This window comes from Microlunatus soli (genome assembly GCF_900105385.1).
Lineage (GTDB): Bacteria > Actinomycetota > Actinomycetes > Propionibacteriales > Propionibacteriaceae > Microlunatus > Microlunatus soli.
The window spans coordinates 967,784-986,951 of sequence record NZ_LT629772.1 but is presented as its reverse complement, the minus strand read 5'-3'; the positions used below and the strand labels follow the sequence as shown (position 1 = coordinate 986,951).

The following is a 19,168-nucleotide window of genomic DNA, read 5'->3' as shown; positions in this document are numbered from 1 at the left end:
GGATGATCCGCTATCTGCTGGGCCGGCTGCTGCAGGCGGTGATCGTGTTGTGGGCGGCGTACACGGTCGCGTTCGTGATCTTGTACGCGCTGCCCGGTGATCCGGCGGCGCTGATCGCCTCCGGCGGCGATCCGGCCAACAGCACCGCATCACCGGAGCAGATTGCCGAGCTCCGGGCCCGCTACGGATTCGATCAACCGGTCGTCGTCCAGTATCTGCAGCACCTGGGTGCGCTGCTGACCGGTGACCTGGGAACGTCGCCGCGGACCGGATCGGTCTCGGCCGCGATCGCGGCCGCTGTTCCGGCGACCGCCCAGATCGCCGGCCTCGGGATCGCGCTGTCGATCATCGTCGGCGGTGGCTGGGCGCTGCTGGCGACCGCCGTCCGGGTCGGCTGGCTGCGGCAGGCGATGCTCGCGCTGCCACCACTCGGCGTCAGCGTGCCCAGCTTCTGGGCCGCACTGCTGTTGCTGCAACTCTTCTCGTTCCGACTGGGACTGCTGCCGGCCTTCGGCAACGACGGGTTCGCCAGTCTGATCCTGCCCTCGGTGACGCTGTCGATCCTCGGCACGGCCGTGATCGCCCAGGTGTTCGGTCGCGGCCTGCGGGCGCAGGAGGACCAGGCCTACATCGACACCGCTGTGGCCAAGGGCGCGGGCCGGGCCCGGGTGCATCTGCGGCACGCGGCACGCAATGCGGCACTGCCGACGTTGACGATCACCGGAGTCCTGGTCGGCAACTTCCTCGGCGGGGCGGTGGTCACCGAGACCGTCTTCTCCCGCACCGGTCTGGGGCAACTGACCGCAACGGCGGTCAGCACCCAGGACATCCCGCTGGTGCTCGGGATCGTGGTGTTCGGCGCGGCCGTGGTGGTGCTCTGCACGCTGCTGGTCGACCTGATCTATCCGCTGCTCGACCCGCGCGTCGGTCGGTCCACCCGATCCGGCGCCCGGCCTCGTCGAGCTGCCGTCGAGAGGACACCGCTGCCGGCGGGTGAGACCCGATGACCGCTGTTCTGGTCGATCGGCGTTCCGAGCCGGTCGATGTCGATGATCTTGATCGGACACCCGTCAGCAGCCTCGGTCCGGCTCGTCGGCTGCTCCGGGCCGCGCGCCCGGGCCTGGTGTTGTCGGTGCTGTGGCTGCTGGTGGCCCTGCTGGCTGCCGTCGTGCCGGCCGTCTTCACCGGCCACGACCCGTACGCAGCCGATCAGCGGGCGTTGCTGCAGCCGCCGTCGGCGCAGCACTGGTTCGGGACCGACCAGATCGGCCGGGACCTGTTCAGCCGCGTCGTGCACGGGTCGGGACTGTCCCTGCTGTCGGCGGTGATCGCCGTCGCGGTCGGGGTCTGCCTGGGCAGCCTGGTCGGCCTGGTGGCCGGAGCGATCGGCGGCTGGGTGGACGTGATCGCGATGCGACTGGTCGACGTGATCATGGCGATCCCCGGTCTGTTGTTGTCGCTGGCGCTGATCATCGTGCTCGGCTTCGGGACGATCAACGTTGCGATCGCGGTCGGTTTCGCCAGCGTCGCCAGTTGCTCACGGGTGATGCGTTCGGAAGTGATCAAGATCAAGGTCAGCGACTACGTCGAGGCGGCGAGCTCGCTCGGCGTCCGGCGCTATCGGGTGCTGCTGCGGCACGTCCTGCCCAATGCGCTGCCGCCGGTGCTGGTCCTGGCGGCGCTCGACTTCGGCACCGCGATGCTGGCGGTCTCCGCATTGTCCTTCCTCGGCTACGGCGCCAAGCCGCCGACCCCGGAGTGGGGCTCGCTGGTCGCGGCCGGGAGGGACTTCCTGGACACCGGCTGGTGGCTGACCACGATGCCCGGGCTGGTCGTCGTGCTGACCGTCCTCGCCGCCAACCGGATCGCCCGCGAGCTCGAACGGGGAAACCGATGACTCGACAGACACGGGACCGGACAACCGAGTTGCTGACCGTGGACCAGCTGACGGTCGGCTACCGCACCGCCGGCGGATTCGGCGGCAGACAACGGACCCTGGCCGTCCGGGACGTGGGTCTGACGATCGGACGGGGCGAGATCGTCGCAGTGGTAGGGGAGTCCGGTTCGGGCAAGTCGACCACCGCGCACGCCCTGATCGGACTACTGCCGCGTACCGCCGCGATCGATGCCGGTCGGGCGGTGCTGACCGCAGGCGGCAGAGCTCACGACCTGCTCGGACTCTCCGAACGGCGCCGTCGCTCGGTACGTGGTCGGCTGATCGGCTTCGTCCCGCAGGATCCGATGGTGGCGCTGAATCCGGTGAAGCGGATCGGTGATCAGGTCGCCGAAGTCCTGCTGGTGCACAAGATCGCCACCAAGCGGGAGGCACGCCACCGCGCGATCGACGCCCTGGCGGAAGCCGGGCTCGATCAGCCGACGGTCCGCGCCGGCCAGTATCCCCATCAATTGTCCGGCGGGATGCGACAACGAGCGCTGATCGCACAGGCCATGATCGCCGGACCGGAACTGCTGATCGCCGACGAGCCGACCAGCGCTCTCGATGTCACCGTCCAGCGGCGCATCCTGGACCGGATCACCGAGCTCACGCTGGGATCCGGCACCGGCGTCCTGCTGATCACCCATGATCTCGGCGTGGCCGCGGAACGTGCGGACCGGATCGTGGTGATGAAGTCCGGCCGGGTCGTCGAGCAGGGCAGCGCGGACGACATCCTGCATCGGGCCGAACATCCCTACACCCAGGCCCTGCTGGCCGCCGCGCCGAGTCTCAGCTCCGTGCCGCTGATCACCGAACGCCCCGTTCAACCGCCGACCGCCCCCGATCCGGCGCAACCGTTGTTGGCCGTCGAGGGGCTCGTCAAGGAGTACCAGTTGCCCGGTGTCCACGCACCGTTCCGAGCGGTCGACGATGTCGGCTTCACGATCGGCCGCGCCGAGACCTACGGGCTGGTCGGCGAATCCGGTTCGGGGAAGTCGACGACGGCGCGGCTGGCCGCCCGCTTGATCGATCCGGACAGCGGATCGGTGATCTTGGACGGAGCCGATGTCACCCGGACCGACGGCGAGGCGTTACGTCGGCTCCGCCGCCGATTCCAGGTGGTCTACCAGAATCCGTACGCCTCGTTGGATCCTCGGTTGACGATCGAGGCGATCATCGCCGAGCCGTTGTCGGCATTCCGGGACGCAGACCGGCACCGGCCCGACCCGGTCGCACGGCGGCGCCGGGTCACCGAGCTGGTCGACCGGGTCGCGCTGCCGTCCTCGGTGCTCCGGCGACGCCCGGCGGAGCTGTCCGGCGGGATGCGGCAGCGGGTGGCGATCGCCCGTGCGCTGGCGTTGCAGCCGGAGCTGGTGATCTTGGACGAGCCGGTGTCGGCGCTCGACGTCTCGGTCCAGGCCAAGATCCTGGAGTTGCTGGTGTCGCTGCAGGACGACCTGGGGCTGAGCTACCTGTTCATCTCCCACGACCTGGCGGTGATCCGGCAGATCGCCCATCGGGTCGGCGTGATGCGGGCCGGCCGACTGATCGAGTCCGGTCCAACCGACGCCATCTTCGAACAACCGGACAGTGACTACACCCGGGATCTGCTGGACGCGATTCCCGGTCGGCAGCCCGCGATGGAAGGACGATCATGACCAAGGACGTGAACCCCGACCGGCGGGTGCCGCTGTCGGTGCTGGACCTGATCCCGGTGACCAGCGGACAACACGTCGGCGAGGCGGTCGGCAACGCGGTTGATCTTGCCCGCCGGACCGAGGAGTTCGGCTATCGGCGTTTCTGGATCGCCGAGCATCACCTCAACCCCGGGGTGGCCGGTTCGGCGCCCGCGGTGGCGATTGCGCTGATCGCGGCCAACACGTCGAGCATCCGGGTCGGGTCGGGTGCGGTGCTGGCCGGCAACTACTCCGCGCTGGGCATCGTCGAACAGTTCGGCCTGATCGACGCGCTGTATCCGGGGCGGATCGATCTCGGGCTCGGTCGTTCGGCGCATCGCGCACCGGGGCCGCCCCCGAAGACCGATGATCAGGCGCCGGCCGATGACCAGCTGAACACCGATGATCATGAGCCGGTGCCGACCGCGGAGAACGGTCTCCTGCTTCCCAAAGGGCCGAAGGGCCTGCTCGGCAGGATCGGACGGTCGCCGCGCTTCATCGCTCAGGCCAAGCTGCTGGGCAGCCTCGAGGTCGGTCAGGAATACACCGACCAGGTCGGTGATCTGCTGAGTCTGGTCGCCGGCGAGTATGCCGACGACGACGGTGTCGCGTTGCACGCCGTTCCCGGCGAGGGGGCAGGCTTCGAGGTGTGGGTGCTGGGCAGCAGCGGGGGCGAGAGCGCACACCTGGCCGGCACCCGCGGGCTGCCGTTCGCCGCCAACTACCACGTCGCCCCCGAACGGGTCCTGGAGGCGGTTGACGCCTACCGGTCGGCGTTCAAACCCTCCGAACGCCTCGCCGAACCCTATGTGGCGATCTCGGCCGACGTGGTGGTCGCCGAGGACGACGAGTCGGCACGCCGGCTGGCCGCCGGATACGCACCCTGGGTGCGCAGCATCAGATCCGGCCAGGGAGCGATCAGGTTCCCGTCGCCGGAGGAGGCCGACCGGCTGGAATGGTCCGACGCCGATCGGGCACTGGTCGCCGACCGGACGCTGACCCAGTTCGTCGGATCGGCCGAGACCGTGACCGCTCGGCTGGAGCAACTCGCCGAGGCGACCGGGGCCGACGAGTTGATCATCACCACCATCACCCACCGGCACGCCGACCGGGTGCAGTCCTATCGGCTGCTCGCCGAGCACTGGACGAAGAGTTCCCCCACACCCACCGCACCAGAAGGAGACCCGAGATGACCATCACCGACCGCACCATCGTCGATGCCGAGCGAGCCTGGCACGAACTGCGGGCCGAGCGGTTCGGCAAGCTCAGCGAGCCCTACTCGGTGTTGGCCCAGTCGGGGCTGCACTGGTTGACCGAGTCGCCGCAGCGGATCACCGACCTACCGGGGCGCTGGTATGTGGACGGCGGCCGGGCGGCCCTGATCGCCGACGAGGGCGACAGTCTGCGTCGGCCGGTGACCGAGGAGTTGATCATCGGCACCGTCCGGCTGGCGGTGCCGGAGGCCGGCGCTGCGCTGTTCGCCGAGTTCGGACCGCTCGGCGAGGGCGCCAAGCGGATCGAGTTGATCAAGCGCACCGGCAGCTACGCACTCCGGATCTACGACCCGGCAGCGGTCGCCCGGCAGGAGTTCCGCGGCGTACCGGCGTACCCGTTCGATCCGGCCTGGGTGGTGCGGGCGAGTTTCACCGAGTACGTCACCCCTCGGTCGATCACCGTTCCGGGCGCCCAGACGGGCCTGGAGCACCATCGCGAGGCGATCGGTGAGGTGTGGTTCGAGCGGGACGGAGCCGAGCATCGGCTGGTCGTCTTCGGCGATCACGGCACCAGCATCCTGTTCTCCGACGTCACCAGTGGTGCCGAGACCGCACCGTGGCGGATCCTGCCGATCGAGCTCGGCGACCCGACCGCGGGCGGGCCGGCCGACGTGCTGCTGGACTTCAACCGGGCGGTCAATCTGCCGTATGCGTTCAACGACTTCGGCACCTGCCCGCAGCCGCCGGAGGACAATCGGATCGAGCTGGCGGTGACCGCCGGCGAGCAGGCGCCGTACCGGGTCGATCTCGAACCGGCGCTGACCCCCGTCGCCGAGGAACCGGGGATCGGGGCCGATGCCGCATGAAGTTCATCGGACTCACGCTCGGCTTCAACCCCGAACCGCGGCTGTCGTCGAAGGAGAAGCTGGACAACGTCGTCGCTGCCGCGGTCTGGGCCGAGGAGGCCGGCCTGGACGGGTTCGGCGTCGGCGAGCATCACACCCCGGACACCGAAATCTCCTCGCCACCGGTGATCTTGGCCAGCATCGCCGCCCGGACCACCCGGCTGCGCCTGTTCACCGGTGTCACGGTGTTGTCGGTGCTGGACCCGGTCCGGGTGGCCGAGGACTACGCCACCCTGGACAACCTGTCCGACGGACGGGTGGAGATCATCATCGGCAAGGGCAACACACCGTTGCAGGGCAAGGTGTTCGGCTACGACGCCGAGGACCAGTGGGATCGCAACGCCGAGAAGTACGATTTGCTGCACCGGTTGATCACCGAGAAGTCGATCACCTGGTCCGGTCGCTACCGGCCGCCGCTGACCGACTTCAGTCCACGGCCGGACTGGCTGCAGCCGGCGCCGCGGATCTGGCACGGCTCGGCAACCAGCACCCAGTCCACCGATCTGGCGGCCCGGGCCGGTGACCCACTGTTCTCGGCCAACGTGACCGGCAAGCTGGAGCAGTACCGTGATCTCGTCGACGACTACCGCAAGCGATGGGCCGACCACGGTCGCGATCCCGCCGATGCGCTGGTCGGTGCCGGGGCAGCAGCGTTTCATGTGGCGCCGACATCGCAGCAGGCGCACCGCGAGTACGAGCCCTACTTCCGAGCTTTCCTCGACCGGGCTTCGACCTTCAAGCAACAGTTGCCGTTCGCCGACCTGGACGAGGCGATCGCCGGCGGTTCCTACTACGTCGGGAGCCCGGAGCAGGTGCTGGACAAGCTGCACCGCTATCAGCAGGCACTCGGCCACGAGGTGCAGCATGTCGGTGACGTCGACCTGACCGACCCGGTCCGGCTGCGCGGGCTGGAGGCCTTCGCGACCGAGGTGTTGCCGGAGGCCAGGAAGATCCCCGACCGGCTGTGGGAAGGCCCGGCCGGCCGGCCGCCCGTCGACGATGATCATGATGTCAAGGAGGGGACACCGGCATGAGCGCGCACCCCGATCCGCAGCGGTCACCCGATGCCGACCGACTCGCCGAGGTGACCGCCGACGACTTCAGACAGATCTTCCGGCGCCATCCGGCCGGGGTCGCCGTCATCACCTTGATCAACGCTGCCGGCACCCCGGTCGGATTCACTGCGACCTCGGTGATCTCGGTGGCCGCCACACCCCCGACCGTCGCCTTCTCGCTGGCCGCGAGTTCACGATCCTGGCCGGCGGTCGCCCGTAGCGAGTCGTTGGTGATCAACTTCTTGACCGCCGAACAGGCCGAGGCGTCGTCCCGGTTCGCGGCCACCGACGTGGACCGGTTCGCGGCCGGCGGCTGGTCCGTCCTGGAGTCCGGCGAGCCGGTGCTGGACGGCGGACACAGCTGGCTACGCGGCACGGTCAATCGTCGGATCCCGGTCGGGCCCAGCTTCTTGATCATCGTCGACGTGCTGCGGACCGAGGTCCGCTCCACCGAACCGCCGCTGGTCTACCACGACCGCGCCCACCACACTCTCGTGCCGGCCGCGCCGAGAGAGAACGGAGAGCATCGATGACCACCCCACAGCCTGCGACCGCCGGAGCACCCCCGGTCGTGGTCGTCTCCGGCAACCCCCGACCCGGATCCCGTACACTGCGGGTCGGCCGCGCAGTCGGCGAGGCCGTCGCGGGCTCGATCGGAGCCGACCACGGCGATCCGGCGGTATCGGTCGCCGACATCGAGGTCAGTGCGTTCGGCGCCGATCTGTTCGTCGCACCCGACGCCCGTCCGGCCGCTCTGCTGGATGCGCTGCAAACAATCCGTACGGCGTCGCTGCTGGTGGTCGCGACACCGGTCTACAAGGCGTCCTACACGGGTCTGCTGAAGGCGTTCCTTGATCATTACCAGGCCGGGGAGCTGTCCTCGGTGGTTGCGATCCCGGTGGTGGTCGCCGGCGGCCCGGCGCACACGTTCGTGGGGGAGTTGTACCTGCGGCCGTTGCTGACCGAGCTCGGGGCGGTGCTGCCGACCCCGGCGTTCACCATCACCGAAGGTCAACTGCCCGAGCTGGCGACGGTGGCCGCGGATTGGGCCGGTCGGTACGGAGACGTGCTGGCCCGGCAGCTCGCCGGGGCGACGGGATCCGACCCCGGCCGGCGAGAGGCGCTGGGTGTCGCAGGAGGCTGACCCGGTGGCCGGCGAGACGGTCGAACCCGAAGAGCCCTATCCACAAGGCGAGTGGTCCGACGATGCGCCCGACCTGGTGATCGCCGACAGTCACGATGCATCCGAACGATCCGATCAGTAAGGTTCGGGGTGTGAATGTCCTGATCGGCGTCGGAGCCCAGGTGAAGCTGGCCCGACTGATGCTCGTGACCGATACCCGCTCGGCCCAGGGTGACCTGGATACGTTCCTGGAAGCCGCCGTGACCGGCGGGGTCGATCTGGTCCAGATCAGGGAGTCCGGGCTCGCCCATGACGTGGAGTTGGCGGCCCTGCGGACGGCGTGGGACGTCGCTGCGCGGCACCGCCATCTGGTGGTGGTCAGCGATTCGGCCGAGCTGGCCGGTGATTTCGGGGCCGACGCGGTCGAGCTCGCCGAGCCGGCGGACCATCAGGCACTGGTCGACTTCAAGACGCGGCTCGGACGGTTCACCCGACTCGGCGCGACGGCACGGGACCGGGCCGAGCTCGACCGTCTGCTGGCCGAATCGGCGATCGACTTCGTGCTGGTGGACGCGAGCTCCGACCTGGAGCTGGCGGCGGCTGCCGCTGCCGCAGCACCGGTCGGGGAGCTGACTTCCAAGCCCTGGTATGCGGTCGGAGAGTTCGATCTCGATCGGCTGAATCAGGCGATCGAGGCGGGCGTTCGCCGGATCACGGTGACCACGACGCTGACCGAGGCGGCCGATCCGCGGGAGGTCGCGCGGCAACTGTCCGGCCGGTTGCGTGAGGTGTGGGCCGGTGACGAGGAGTTGACCCGGTTGACGTTCTCGGCACTCGCGGAGCAGGCGTGATGCGCCGCGGGGTCGGCCGGCTGGCGGCCGTGATGATCATGCTGATCGCGCTGCTGGCCGGCTGCAGCGCTACCGCGACCGACAGTGACAGCGAGGTCGATTCGGCCTCCGGGCTGCCCTATATCAGTCAAGATCAACTCCCGGCCGAGGCACGGGACACCCTGCAACTGATCGACGATGGCGGACCGTTCCCGTACGACAAGGACGGCGCGACCTTCGGTAACCGGGAGGGCATCCTGCCGGACGAGGCGAACGGCTTCTATCGCGAATACACCGTGCCGACGCCGGGGGAGGACGATCGTGGGGCCCGCCGGATCGTGACCGGCGACCAGGACACGATCTTCTATTACACCGATGATCACTACGACAGCTTCTCCAGGATCCGCCGATGAGCAGCGACGACATCAGCCCTCTTCTCGTCGAGCCGATCACCGGCGGACTCTACGATCTGCCGGATTCCTTCAGCCTCAAGGTCGCCGACCGGCTGACGACTGCCGGCTGGACGGTGCGGCAGGTCGACGGCTTCGACGAGCGGATCGGCTTCTACCGCCAGTTCGCGCACCGGCTCGGGTTTCCCGACTATTCCGGCCACAACCTGGATGCGCTGTGGGACTCGTTGCGTGACGTTCCGGCGATGACCGCGGTGATCATCGACTGGCTGCCGTTCGCGGTCGAGGACCGCGACTATGCCGCCCGCGTGCGGAAGGTGCTGGCCGAACGGACGGCCATGGAACCGCCGTTCGCCGTGATCCTGGACATCGGTGGGGTCGGCGAAGCGGCCGACCACGGCCTGCACTTCTGAGTCCCCACACGGCTAGCCGGTGAGCAGTTCGACGATCTCGTGATGGCCGGCCTCAGCGGCCAGGTCGGCGGCGGTCCGGTTGCCGAAGTTGGGGTGGTAGCCACGATTGTCGGACGACACACCGTGGGCGAGCAGCAGCCGGACCCGGTGGATGAACCCGTGACCGGCGGCCCAGCGCAGCTGCTCTCCCAGCATCTGAACCGGGGTCGGGTAGCTGTCACCGAGCCGATCCCGCCACGGGCTCGGCAGATCGGTGCCCAGACCGTAGTCGAAGAGCAGCTCCAGATGATCATCGGCCGGTGTGAACATCCTGTTGTACAAGGCCTGGTTGTCGTTGGGGTCGGCGCCGGCGTCGAGCAGCAGCCGGGCGATCGGGATCGCAGCGGGGTGCGGCGGCTGGCCCTGCTCGCCGCCGCCGATCGCGCAGGTCAGCGCGGTGAAGGCGGAGGTGAGGCCGAACCACAGGTAGCCGGTGTTCGGATCTGCTCCGGCAGCGAGCAGCGACCGGACGACCGCAACGGCCGGCTCCGGCTCCGACACCCGCGAGGAGCAGCAGTAGAGCAGCGGCGGCCAGTCATAGGGGCCGCCGGACCGGGAGGCTGCCGCGGGGTCGTCAGCCAGCAGCCGATCCAGCTCGTCGCTGCGTCCGGTGGCCGCCATCGTGAAGGCGTCGGCGGTCGCCAGTTCCGGTCGGCGTTGCAGCAGCCGCCGCGGACGATCGAAGGTGTTGCCGCGGTCGCGGGTGTAGTTCAGCACGCTGAGCGCCAACAGGTGGTCGACGACTGCCCGGTGGTCGCTGCTCTCGGGTTCGGTCTCCGCGGCAGGTTCGGGACGTCGGGTGTAGGTGGCGATGACGTCCAGCTGCCGGCGTAACCGTGGCCAGCTGGCGAATCCATAGCAGCGTGCCAGCAGCCATTGCGTGCTGGACAAGGAGATCTGGCTGAAGTCGATCTGCTGGTCCGCCAGCTGCTCCGACACTTCCTTGATCAACTGTTCGTCGCCGGACCGCAGGGACCGTTGCAGACTGCGGGCCTCGTTCTTCAGGTGTTCGAGGCTGGGATCGTCGGGCAGCCGACGGGTCGGTGGGTTGCTGCGCGTGGACATCACAAGCTCCTGTCTCCGGATCCCTGTTCGCTGCGTGGGATGGAAGTCAGGAACATGACGCCTGTCTCCAGCTTGAATCAGGTGGGCTGAGCCCTGCCCGCGAACCGGTGGCGCCCTGATGCGCTCATCAGGAAACTAGCATCCCGCACCCGAGATCTGCCACACCGTGCTGCGGGTGCGGGCCGGTCGGTGCGGCTCAGCTGAACGGTCCGGTCAGCCGCGACGCGGCGTGCTCTCCCGGATGATCACCGAACCGTCGACCGGGACGACCAGGTCGGCGGGGTTGTCGGACAAGGCCAACGACACCGCGAGCTGGCCGATCCGTTGCAGCGGCAATGCCACCGTCGTGAGGGCGGGGGAGACGTCGCGGAGAGTCTCGATGTCGTCGAATCCGGCGATGGCGATCTCGCGGCCGAGGTGCAGGCCGGCAGTGCGGAAGTAGGCCATCGCGCCGACCGCCATCACGTCGTTGACCGCGAACACCAGTTCGGTGTCGGCCAGCTCCCGGCGATGCAGCTCGGCTGCGGCGACGAAGCCGCCGTCACGGGTGAATTCGCCGTGCACGATCTTGCGATCGGGGATCTCGATGCCCCGCTCGGCACAACGCCGGACGAAACCGGTCACCCGGTCCCGGGCGGTCAGCAGGTGTTCGGGTCCGCCGAGCACCGCCATCGACCGGTAGCCGAGTCCGATCAGTTGCTCGGCCAGTTCGGCGGCGGCTTCGGTGTTGCGGACCGCGACCGTACGGAACGGCATGGTCGGCTGGGCGATCACGGTGACGCGGCCACCGGCCTGTTCGTAGGCACTCAACTCGGCCTGCAGTTCGTCGGTCAGCCGTGGGTCGGAGCGGCGACTGCCGACCAGGATCAGCGAGCGGGGTCGCATTCCGCGCAGTGCCCGGACCAACTCCGCCTCGCGTTCGGGGCGGCGTTCGGTGATCGACATCGTCACCACCAGGCCCTCGTCCTCGGCCGATCGCATCACCCCGGAAGCGATGCTGGAGAAGTACGGGTCGGCGATGTCGGAGACGACCAGGGCGACGGTCTGACTGCTGCCTCGGGCGACCGCCTGGGCGGAGTGGTTGGCCGAGTAGTTGAGCCGGCGGGCGGCCGCCAGGACCCGCTGCCGATACTCCTCCCGGACGGTCCGATTGCTGCCGTTCAACGAGCGGGACGCGGTGGCCAGCGAGACGCCGGCCTCACGAGCGACGTCGCTCAGGGTCGCGCTGCGCAACGGTCGTCCGGTGGGCTCTCCGACCGGGGGCCCGTCGTGACCCACCGGTCGCCGGCTGTCATCGGGCTCCGCAACACTGTCGGTATCGTCCACGGGTTCACCCTAGACTCACGCTTTCCGTTCGCGCCAGCACCTGCGCTCCGAATCGGGTGGGAAATGATCGCCGGGCGACTCCCCGTACGGGTGTGATCGGCGGCCCGATGAACCCGATTGACGGCACAATCGGGGACCAGTACGCTGGGAAGCGCTTTCCAGATCGTTCGCAACTCCTGCTCGGTCATCCAGCTCGGTCAACCAGAAAGACGGTCAACGTGTCACACAACGAAGTCGGCATCATCGTCAACGGCGTCACCGGGCGGATGGGCTACCGGCAGCATCTGCTCCGTTCGCTGCTGGCGATCCGCGAGGACGGCGGGGTCGAGCTGGCCGGCGGCCGCCGGGTCCAGATCCGCCCGGTTCTGGTCGGCCGGAACGCCGAGAAGCTCAACGACATCGCGGTCAAGCACGACCTGGCGGAGTGGACGACCGACCTCGACGCGGCGCTGGCCGACCCGTCGATCGACATCTACTTCGACAGCCAGTTGACCAGTGCCCGGGTGCCGGCGGTCAAGAAGGCGATCGCGGCCGGCAAACACATCTACGCCGAGAAGCCGATCGCCGAGACATCGGCGGAGTGCCAGGAGTTGATCACCCTCGCCGAACGGGCCGGGGTCAAGAACGGTGTGGTCCACGACAAGCTGTATCTGCCCGGTCTGCGCAAGCTGCGCAGCCTGATCGACTCCGGGTTCTTCGGTCGGATCTTCGCCGTCCGCGGTGAGTTCGGTTACTGGGTCTTCGAGGGGGACTGGGTGCCGGCTCAGCGTCCGAGCTGGAACTACCGCGCCGAGGACGGTGGCGGCATCGTCTCCGACATGTTCCCGCACTGGAACTACGTCTTGGAGAACCTGTTCGGTTCGGTGCAGTCGGTCTACGCCCGGGCGATCACCCACATCGAGCAGCGGGTCGACGAACAGGGCAAGCCGTACGCCGCCACCGCCGATGACGCCGCCTACGCCGTGCTCGAGTTGGACGGCGGCATCATCGCCCAGATGAACTCCAGCTGGGATGTCCGGGTGCACCGCAAGGAACTGCTCGAGTTCCAGGTCGACGGCACCCACGGCAGTGCCGTGGTCGGGCTGTTCGGTGCCGAGGTGCAGCCGCGAGTCGCGACACCGCGGCCGACCTGGAATCCGGACGTCAAAGATGATCATGATTACCTGTCCGACTGGCAGCAGGTGCCGGAGACGACCGAGTTCGGCAACGGGTTCCGCGCCCAATGGGAGGACTTCATCCGACACGTCGTCGAGGACGGGCCGCATCGGTACGATTTCCGATCCGGCGCGCGCGGGGTCCGGCTCGCCGAACTGGCCCTGCAGAGTTCGACGACCGGATCCCGGATCGAGGTGCCGGCCGATGCCGATCATGATCAGCCGGCGACGCAGAACGGCGCCGCCGCGTCCTCGAAGCCCGCGGTGGCGGCCGTCTGATGACCGACTTCACCCTGGTCGATGATCATGGCGGCCTGATCTCCTACGCTGCTCCGGCGGTCGAGCCGCTGACCCGACCGACCGCGCGATTCGGCAGTCGGATCGCCTTTGCTGCCGCGCATGTGGTGCCGAACGCCTACGCCGACAACACCCCCGGCCGCCCTGCCGAGATCGACTGGGATGCCACGCTGGGTTTCCGCCGGCACCTGTGGTCCTGGGGGCTCGGTGTTGCCGACGCGATGGACACCGCTCAACGCAACATGGGTCTGGACGCCGCCGCGACCCGCGAACTGATCGCCCGCAGCGCGGCCGAGGCGCGGACCGAGTCCGGCTTCGATGATCTTGCCGACGCGGTGGTCGTCGGCGTGAACACCGACCACATCGAGGCCGCGGACATCGATCGTGATCAGGTGATCGCCGGTTACGCCGAGCAGCTGGAGTTCAGCCAGCAGCAGGGCGCCGGGGTGGTGCTGATGGCCAGTCGGCATCTTGCGCGTGCGGCCCGGTCGTCGGCGGACTACGTCGATGTCTACGGCCGGTTGCTGGCCGACGTCGAACGTCCGGTGATCCTGCACTGGCTGGGAGAGGCATTCGATCCGCAACTCGCGGGCTACTTCGGCAGCGCTGACGTCGCCGAGGCGAGCAAGACGGTCCTGGAGATCATCGGCAATCATCCGGACAAGGTGCGCGGCATCAAGATGAGCCTGCTGGACGCCGACGCCGAGATCGCCTTGCGGGCCGAGCTTCCCGACGGTGTCCGGCTGTTCACCGGAGACGACTTCAACTACGTCGGGCTGATCGAGGGCGACGGCGTGCGGCATTCCGATGCGCTGCTCGGTGCCTTCGCAGCCGTCGGCCCGAATGCGGCGGCCGCGTTCGCCGCGTTGGACGATGATGATCATGAACGCTACCGAGCCATCCTCGGTCCGACCGAGGCGCTGTCCCGGCAGATCTTCGCCGCGCCGACCTTCTACTACAAGACCGGTGTGGCGTTCCTGTCCTGGCTGAACGGCCATCAGCCGAGCCCGGCGATGATCGGTGGCCTGCACAGCGCACGCAGCCTGCCGCACCTGTCCGAGATCGTCCGGCTCGCAGCCGAGGCCAACGCCCTGAGCGATCCTGATCTTGCTGCCGCGCGATGGCACGGATTGCTGTCGGTGAACGGAATCGAGGTCCAGCGATGACCCACGGCCGGTTCTCCCTCAACCAGGCGACGATCAAGTACGCCTCCCTGGCCGAGGCGCTGCAGGTCGCGGTCGACACGGGTTATGAGACCATCGGTCTGTGGCGTGAGCCGGTCGCCGAGGTCGGTCTGGACAAGGCCGTCGAGCTGGTTCAGCAATCGGGGCTGCGGGTGTCGAGCCTGTGCCGTGGTGGCTTCTTCACCACGCTGCCCGGACCCGAACGCGACGCGGCCCTGGAGGACAATCGGCGTGCGCTGGAGGAAGCGCACCGACTCGGCACCGACACCCTGGTGCTGGTGGCCGGCGGTCTGCCGGTCGGTGATCGCGATCTGATCGGCGCCCGCGAACGGGTCCGGGACGCGATCGGAGCGCTGGCCGAGGACGCGCGCTCGCTCGGTGTCCGGCTGGCGATCGAGCCGCTGCATCCGATGTATGCCGCGGATCGTGCGGTGATCAACACCCTGGGGCAGGCGCTCGATATCGCCGAGCAGTTCGCCCCTGAGGTGGCGGCAGTGGTGGTCGACACCTATCACGTGTGGTGGGATCCCCAGGTCCTGGAACAGATCGCGCGGGCCGGTAAGGACCGGATCGCCAGTTATCAGATCTGTGACTGGATCACCCCGCTGCCGGCCGACAACCTGCTGGCGCGGGGGATCCCGGGCGACGGCCACATCGACTTCGAGCCGATCACCCGTGCGGTGCTCGCCGCCGGGTACGAGGGTGACATCGAGACCGAGATCTTCCACGCCGATGTCTGGGCCCGCCCGTACGCCGAGGTCGCGACCGAGGTCGCCGACCGCTATCACCGACTGATCGAACCGTTGCTCTGATCACGATCTGCCGACCCGGCGACCGAGTGGGTGCGGCGTCCGGTGCGAAGTCGATTATGGTTCGTCCTCGTCCCGGCCCGAGCTCGGCCGCCCGGGCTGGGGGCTGCGTCATTCAGCTGCGCCGGCCAGATCGGTGAACCGCTGCAGGTAGATCGGCCAGCCGTTCGGGCCCTCGATGCCGTCCCGCTCGGACTCCCAGCCGTCCCCGTGTCGATCGAGGTGGCGGTGTTCCAGCTCGACTCGAGTGTTGTCCTCGCCGTCGGCGACGAAGCGGACCTCGACCTCGCTGCAGCGAGCCGGGTCGGTCTCGATCTGCCAGCGCGGGGTGATGTCCCAGCTGATCACGAACCGGGTCGGCGGTTCGTAGGTGAGCACGCGCGCCCAGCGGCAGATCGAACCGTCCTCGCCACGGTCGTAGACCGAGCCGCCTTCCTTCTGCTCGAAAACCGACTCGACGATCGGCACGGACAACATGTTGTGCTCGCGCGGTTTGATCTTGTCGAACTGTTCGGTGAACAGGGCGAACGCTCGGTCGACCGGCAGTGCGACGGTGACCTGTTGGCGGACGGTGCTGTCGGTGGATGTGCTGCTCATGATCATTTCTCCTTCGGTGATGCTGCTTCGGCGTCTGCGAGCTGTTTGAAGTTGGCCAGTGCGCTGCTCCAGAACCGATCGAGGTCGGCACGGAGCGCGGCTATGCCGTCCGGTCTGAGCTGGTAGACCCGGCGTGCGCCGTCGGGGCGGAAGCTCACCAATTCGCTGTCCCGCAACACCTTCAGGTGTTGGGAGATCGCCGGCTGGCTGATCGGCAGTTCGCCGGTGAGCTCGGCCACCGTCTGTGGCCTGTCTGCCAGTCGCTCGACGATCTCCCGGCGGCGTGGGTCGCCGAGTGCTGCCCACGCGTCGGTTGGATAAGTCGTCACGAATCATAAGGTACTGCTTATTACAAGAATCGGCAAGGGCGGTCACTGCCGGGGGCAGATCGCTGCCCAGTAAGGTCGGAGCCATGGCCCGATCAATTGCCACCAACACCACGGTCGACCTGACCGAACTGCTCGACTTCGTCCGCCCGCGGCATCACCTCCTGCTGGCCACCACCCGAGCCGACGGCCGCCCGCAGATCTCACCGGTCACCGGTGGCGTCGATCAGGAGGGCCGGATCGTGATCTCGAGCTATCCCGGCCGGGCCAAGACCCGCAACGCCGAGCGGCGTCCGCAGGTGTCGGTGCTGGTGCTGTCCGACGACTTCGGCGGCGCCTGGGTCCAGGTCGACGGGGACGCGGAGGTGTTGCACATGCCCGATGCCGCCGACGGGTTGGTCGACTACTTCCGCTGCATCTCCGGGGAACATCCCGACTGGGACGAGTACCGCGAGGCGATGCGGGTCCAGGACAAGTCCTTGATCAGGATCACCCCGACCCGGTGGGGGCCGATCGCCACCGGCGGTTTCCCCGCCGACGTCGCGGAGCGTCTCGGCGACTGATCGCCAGCGTACGTCTCCTTGTCCATAAGGGGCGGGTTGTCCATAAGGGGCGGGCGTTCCTTGTCGGAGCTGCACGGTCCGCGGTCAGCGCCATACGCCGGCCGGATCCGGTCGGCACATTCCCGAGTGACTGGGCCGGCCACGCCGGGAGTGCACGACCTCCCGAGTACCTCGGACCGATCACGCCGGGTACACGACCTCGTAGCTGCTCGAACCCGCCGAACGGGAGGGATGGCCACCAGCCTGCGGACCGCTGCCTGCACGGCCGCGACGACCGGTCCGTCGCCGGTCGTGTTGGCGGGCTAGCGTCGTGCCGGGCACGCGGGGTGTCGGGCACGCGGGGTGTCGGGCACGCGGGGTGTCGGGCAACTGTCGTGCCGGGGAAACTGTCAGTGCGTCGTTCTAGTGTGTTGGACATGAGGAACGGGACGCTCACGACCGGTGCTGCGGGTGATGCTGCGCCGGAGCTGTTGACGGTCCCGGACTGGTTCTATGACGATCCGCGGAACGGGCCCGCTGATGATCATCCGTGCTGGGAACCTCCGTCGCGGTGGGACGATGAGTTGCCCGACGATCCGGGTGAGGATCTGCATACGGTGCCGCCTCCGCTGGTAGGGCTCCGGCAGGCGGTCGAGCGGTTGATGGCTGCAGAGGTGTGGCAGTTGTCCGATGCCGAGTTGTTGGAACGGCTGGATCAGTTGGGTGGTTTCGCCGACCGGCTTCGGGGTGAGCAATTGCGGACCATTGCCGAAACCCAGCGTCGCCGGGTCTGTGAGGAGCAGCAGGGCTGGACCGTCGCTGACCGGGTCACCGATACCGACCGGCTCCGTCCCCGGCAGGGCCGGGCGATGGTCCGGTTGGCCGAACAGTTGGAGCGGTTCCGGCTGATCGCTGCCGCGGTCGGTTCGGCGGATGTGACGGTGGAACAAGCCACGGCGATCTGCACCAGTTTGAAGGAACTCCCGGTCACTGCCGACCCGGTCGAGGTCGAAGGATTGCAGGTCGAGTTGATCATCCGCGCCGCCGAGTTCCCTGCCGATGCGTTACGTCGATTGGCGAATCGTCTGGTCGAGGAGCTCGAACCCGACACGGTGGAGGAACGGCTCGGCGCCCAACTGGAGGCCGAGGAGCGCCGCGCTCAACGGGACCGGTATCTGACCTGGCGCCACGGCAGGCACGGGTCGGTCGACTTTCATGGCCGGTTGCCCGCGGTGGCCGGGGAGGCGTTCATCGGTCAACTCGACGCCTATGAGAAACACGCCCGCGCCAAGGGGGTGGATCATCGGATCGATCCGCAGGCCGAGGTGCCGACGTTGGCGCAGCGTCGGGCCGACAGCCTGACCGCGATGATCGACGACCTGTCCCAACGCCAACTCGCCCCAACGGTCCATGGTGACCGACCCCGGGTGGTGATCGCGATCGACTACGACCAGCTCCTGGCCGGACTTCGATCCGGAGGAGTGATCCTCGGCTCCGACGAAACCGTGACCCCCGGCGAAGCCCGACGACTCGCGTGTGGTGCGGACCTCCTGCCCGCCGTCTTCGGTGGCCCGTCGACCGTACTGGATCTCGGACGCAGGGTGCGGTTGTTCACCGGCGCCCTGCGGCAGGCACTGACCCTGCGAGACGGCGGCTGCGCCTTCCCCGGCTGTGATGTGCCACCGATCCGGTGCGAGGGTCATCATCTGAGGCCGTGGTGGGACGATGGTGAGACCTGCCTGTCCAACGGCGTGTTGTTGTGTGCTCACCATCATCAACTGGTCGAACCCGACCCCGCCGCACGACCGGGGAGTCGGTGGACCATCCGGCTGGATCGACACGGGTTGCCGGAGGTGATCCCACCGGTGCGGATCGATCCGCGGCAGCGGCCCCGACAACACGCCCGCTTCACCGAACGATCGATGCGACTACGCCGCTGATTCGCCGCGGCCGGTCGGCCTTTGTCTCGCGCGGATGGCTACATCATCGGAGTCGACCGGATCCAGTAGCGCGTTGCAGCTCATCAATCGCTTCCGACGTGATGGGCCACCGTGGAGGCCGACCGAGGACAGCTACCAGGACTTGGTGTCGGTCGTGCTGCCGGAGGGCGAGGCCGGTTCGGCGCGTCGTGATCGCCCGCTGCTGGGCACACGCTGTCGTTTCCGAATACGAGGCATCGCAGGTGCTGCGCACAGCCTGTTCTGTCGGGCCTGTGCGTGGCCGCGCCGAAACCGCGCCCTTCTCGTCGACCGCACCTTCGAGACCGC

20 protein-coding genes are annotated in these 19,168 nt (G+C 68.3%); 16 read left to right on the top strand and 4 right to left on the bottom strand.

Annotated elements, in window-relative coordinates:
- The first annotated feature begins 2 nt into the window (after positions 1–2).
- The 11 genes from BLU38_RS04620 (at position 3) to BLU38_RS04570 (ending at position 9,562) form a co-directional block, all read left to right on the top strand.
- Complete coding sequence (locus BLU38_RS04620; RefSeq protein ID WP_091520587.1) at positions 3–1,007, top strand: ABC transporter permease; 1,005 nt, start codon at positions 3–5, stop codon at positions 1,005–1,007.
- A complete protein-coding gene (locus BLU38_RS04615) occupies positions 1,004–1,897 on the top strand; it encodes an ABC transporter permease (protein WP_091520584.1) in 894 nt (297 codons plus the stop codon). The genes BLU38_RS04620 and BLU38_RS04615 overlap by 4 nt, the downstream gene beginning before the upstream one ends.
- Positions 1,894–3,594 (top strand): dipeptide ABC transporter ATP-binding protein, encoded by a 1,701-nt coding sequence (locus tag BLU38_RS04610; protein WP_091520581.1) that lies wholly within the window; start codon positions 1,894–1,896, stop codon positions 3,592–3,594. The genes BLU38_RS04615 and BLU38_RS04610 overlap by 4 nt, the downstream gene beginning before the upstream one ends.
- On the top strand, positions 3,591–4,805 hold the full coding sequence (locus BLU38_RS04605) for an LLM class flavin-dependent oxidoreductase (protein ID WP_091520578.1): 1,215 nt from the start codon (positions 3,591–3,593) through the stop codon (positions 4,803–4,805). Before BLU38_RS04610 ends, BLU38_RS04605 begins: the two co-directional genes overlap by 4 nt.
- Complete coding sequence (locus BLU38_RS04600) at positions 4,802–5,692, top strand: DUF1684 domain-containing protein (RefSeq protein ID WP_091520574.1); 891 nt, start codon at positions 4,802–4,804, stop codon at positions 5,690–5,692. The genes BLU38_RS04605 and BLU38_RS04600 overlap by 4 nt, the downstream gene beginning before the upstream one ends.
- The gene (locus BLU38_RS04595) at positions 5,689–6,765 is read left to right on the top strand and encodes an LLM class flavin-dependent oxidoreductase (RefSeq protein ID WP_091520571.1); all 1,077 of its coding nucleotides are present in this window, start codon (positions 5,689–5,691) and stop codon (positions 6,763–6,765) included. The genes BLU38_RS04600 and BLU38_RS04595 overlap by 4 nt, the downstream gene beginning before the upstream one ends.
- Positions 6,762–7,319 (top strand): flavin reductase family protein, encoded by a 558-nt coding sequence (locus BLU38_RS04590; protein WP_091520567.1) that lies wholly within the window; start codon positions 6,762–6,764, stop codon positions 7,317–7,319. Before BLU38_RS04595 ends, BLU38_RS04590 begins: the two co-directional genes overlap by 4 nt.
- The gene (locus BLU38_RS04585) at positions 7,316–7,930 is read left to right on the top strand and encodes an NADPH-dependent FMN reductase (protein ID WP_091520564.1); all 615 of its coding nucleotides are present in this window, start codon (positions 7,316–7,318) and stop codon (positions 7,928–7,930) included. Before BLU38_RS04590 ends, BLU38_RS04585 begins: the two co-directional genes overlap by 4 nt.
- 131 nt (positions 7,931–8,061) lie before the next feature.
- Positions 8,062–8,760: a thiamine phosphate synthase gene (locus BLU38_RS04580; RefSeq protein WP_157683208.1), complete on the top strand. Its 699-nt coding sequence runs from the start codon at positions 8,062–8,064 to the stop codon at positions 8,758–8,760.
- A complete protein-coding gene (locus BLU38_RS04575) occupies positions 8,760–9,152 on the top strand; it encodes a ribonuclease domain-containing protein (RefSeq protein ID WP_091520557.1) in 393 nt (130 codons plus the stop codon). Before BLU38_RS04580 ends, BLU38_RS04575 begins: the two co-directional genes overlap by 1 nt.
- Positions 9,149–9,562: a barstar family protein gene (locus BLU38_RS04570; RefSeq protein ID WP_091520553.1), complete on the top strand. Its 414-nt coding sequence runs from the start codon at positions 9,149–9,151 to the stop codon at positions 9,560–9,562. Before BLU38_RS04575 ends, BLU38_RS04570 begins: the two co-directional genes overlap by 4 nt.
- Before the next feature lie 12 nt (positions 9,563–9,574).
- Here BLU38_RS04570 and BLU38_RS04565 read toward each other — a convergent pair whose 3' ends face one another.
- Together BLU38_RS04565 and BLU38_RS04560 are read right to left on the bottom strand one after the other, a co-directional pair.
- Positions 9,575–10,666 carry an ankyrin repeat domain-containing protein gene (locus tag BLU38_RS04565; RefSeq protein ID WP_091520550.1) on the bottom strand — a complete coding sequence of 364 codons (1,092 nt, stop codon included), beginning with the start codon at positions 10,664–10,666 and terminating at the stop codon, positions 9,575–9,577.
- A 213-nt stretch (positions 10,667–10,879) separates the two neighbouring features.
- A complete protein-coding gene (locus BLU38_RS04560; RefSeq protein ID WP_231920174.1) occupies positions 10,880–11,992 on the bottom strand; it encodes a LacI family DNA-binding transcriptional regulator in 1,113 nt (370 codons plus the stop codon).
- A gap of 218 nt (positions 11,993–12,210) precedes the next feature.
- Here BLU38_RS04560 and BLU38_RS04555 point away from each other — a divergent pair, with 218 nt between their 5' ends.
- From BLU38_RS04555 to BLU38_RS04545, 3 genes are read left to right on the top strand one after another with little or no spacing between them, the layout of a single operon-like run.
- Positions 12,211–13,425, top strand: coding sequence for a Gfo/Idh/MocA family protein (locus tag BLU38_RS04555; protein WP_172836075.1), 1,215 nt, complete (start codon positions 12,211–12,213; stop codon positions 13,423–13,425).
- Positions 13,425–14,609: a dihydrodipicolinate synthase family protein gene (locus BLU38_RS04550; RefSeq protein WP_091520548.1), complete on the top strand. Its 1,185-nt coding sequence runs from the start codon at positions 13,425–13,427 to the stop codon at positions 14,607–14,609. The genes BLU38_RS04555 and BLU38_RS04550 overlap by 1 nt, the downstream gene beginning before the upstream one ends.
- A complete protein-coding gene (locus BLU38_RS04545) occupies positions 14,606–15,439 on the top strand; it encodes a sugar phosphate isomerase/epimerase family protein (protein WP_091520545.1) in 834 nt (277 codons plus the stop codon). Before BLU38_RS04550 ends, BLU38_RS04545 begins: the two co-directional genes overlap by 4 nt.
- A gap of 108 nt (positions 15,440–15,547) precedes the next feature.
- Here BLU38_RS04545 and BLU38_RS31160 read toward each other — a convergent pair whose 3' ends face one another.
- Both BLU38_RS31160 and BLU38_RS31155 read right to left on the bottom strand, forming a co-directional pair.
- On the bottom strand, positions 15,548–16,033 hold the full coding sequence (locus tag BLU38_RS31160; protein ID WP_172836074.1) for an SRPBCC family protein: 486 nt from the start codon (positions 16,031–16,033) through the stop codon (positions 15,548–15,550).
- 2 nt (positions 16,034–16,035) lie between these two features.
- Positions 16,036–16,362: an ArsR/SmtB family transcription factor gene (locus BLU38_RS31155; RefSeq protein ID WP_172836073.1), complete on the bottom strand. Its 327-nt coding sequence runs from the start codon at positions 16,360–16,362 to the stop codon at positions 16,036–16,038.
- An 83-nt stretch (positions 16,363–16,445) separates the two neighbouring features.
- Here BLU38_RS31155 and BLU38_RS04535 point away from each other — a divergent pair, with 83 nt between their 5' ends.
- Together BLU38_RS04535 and BLU38_RS04530 are read left to right on the top strand one after the other, a co-directional pair.
- On the top strand, positions 16,446–16,922 hold the full coding sequence (locus tag BLU38_RS04535) for a PPOX class F420-dependent oxidoreductase (RefSeq protein WP_091520542.1): 477 nt from the start codon (positions 16,446–16,448) through the stop codon (positions 16,920–16,922).
- Positions 16,923–17,338: 416 nt separating this feature from the next.
- Positions 17,339–18,841 carry an HNH endonuclease signature motif containing protein gene (locus tag BLU38_RS04530; protein ID WP_091520538.1) on the top strand — a complete coding sequence of 501 codons (1,503 nt, stop codon included), beginning with the start codon at positions 17,339–17,341 and terminating at the stop codon, positions 18,839–18,841.
- Positions 18,842–19,168: the final 327 nt, after the last annotated feature.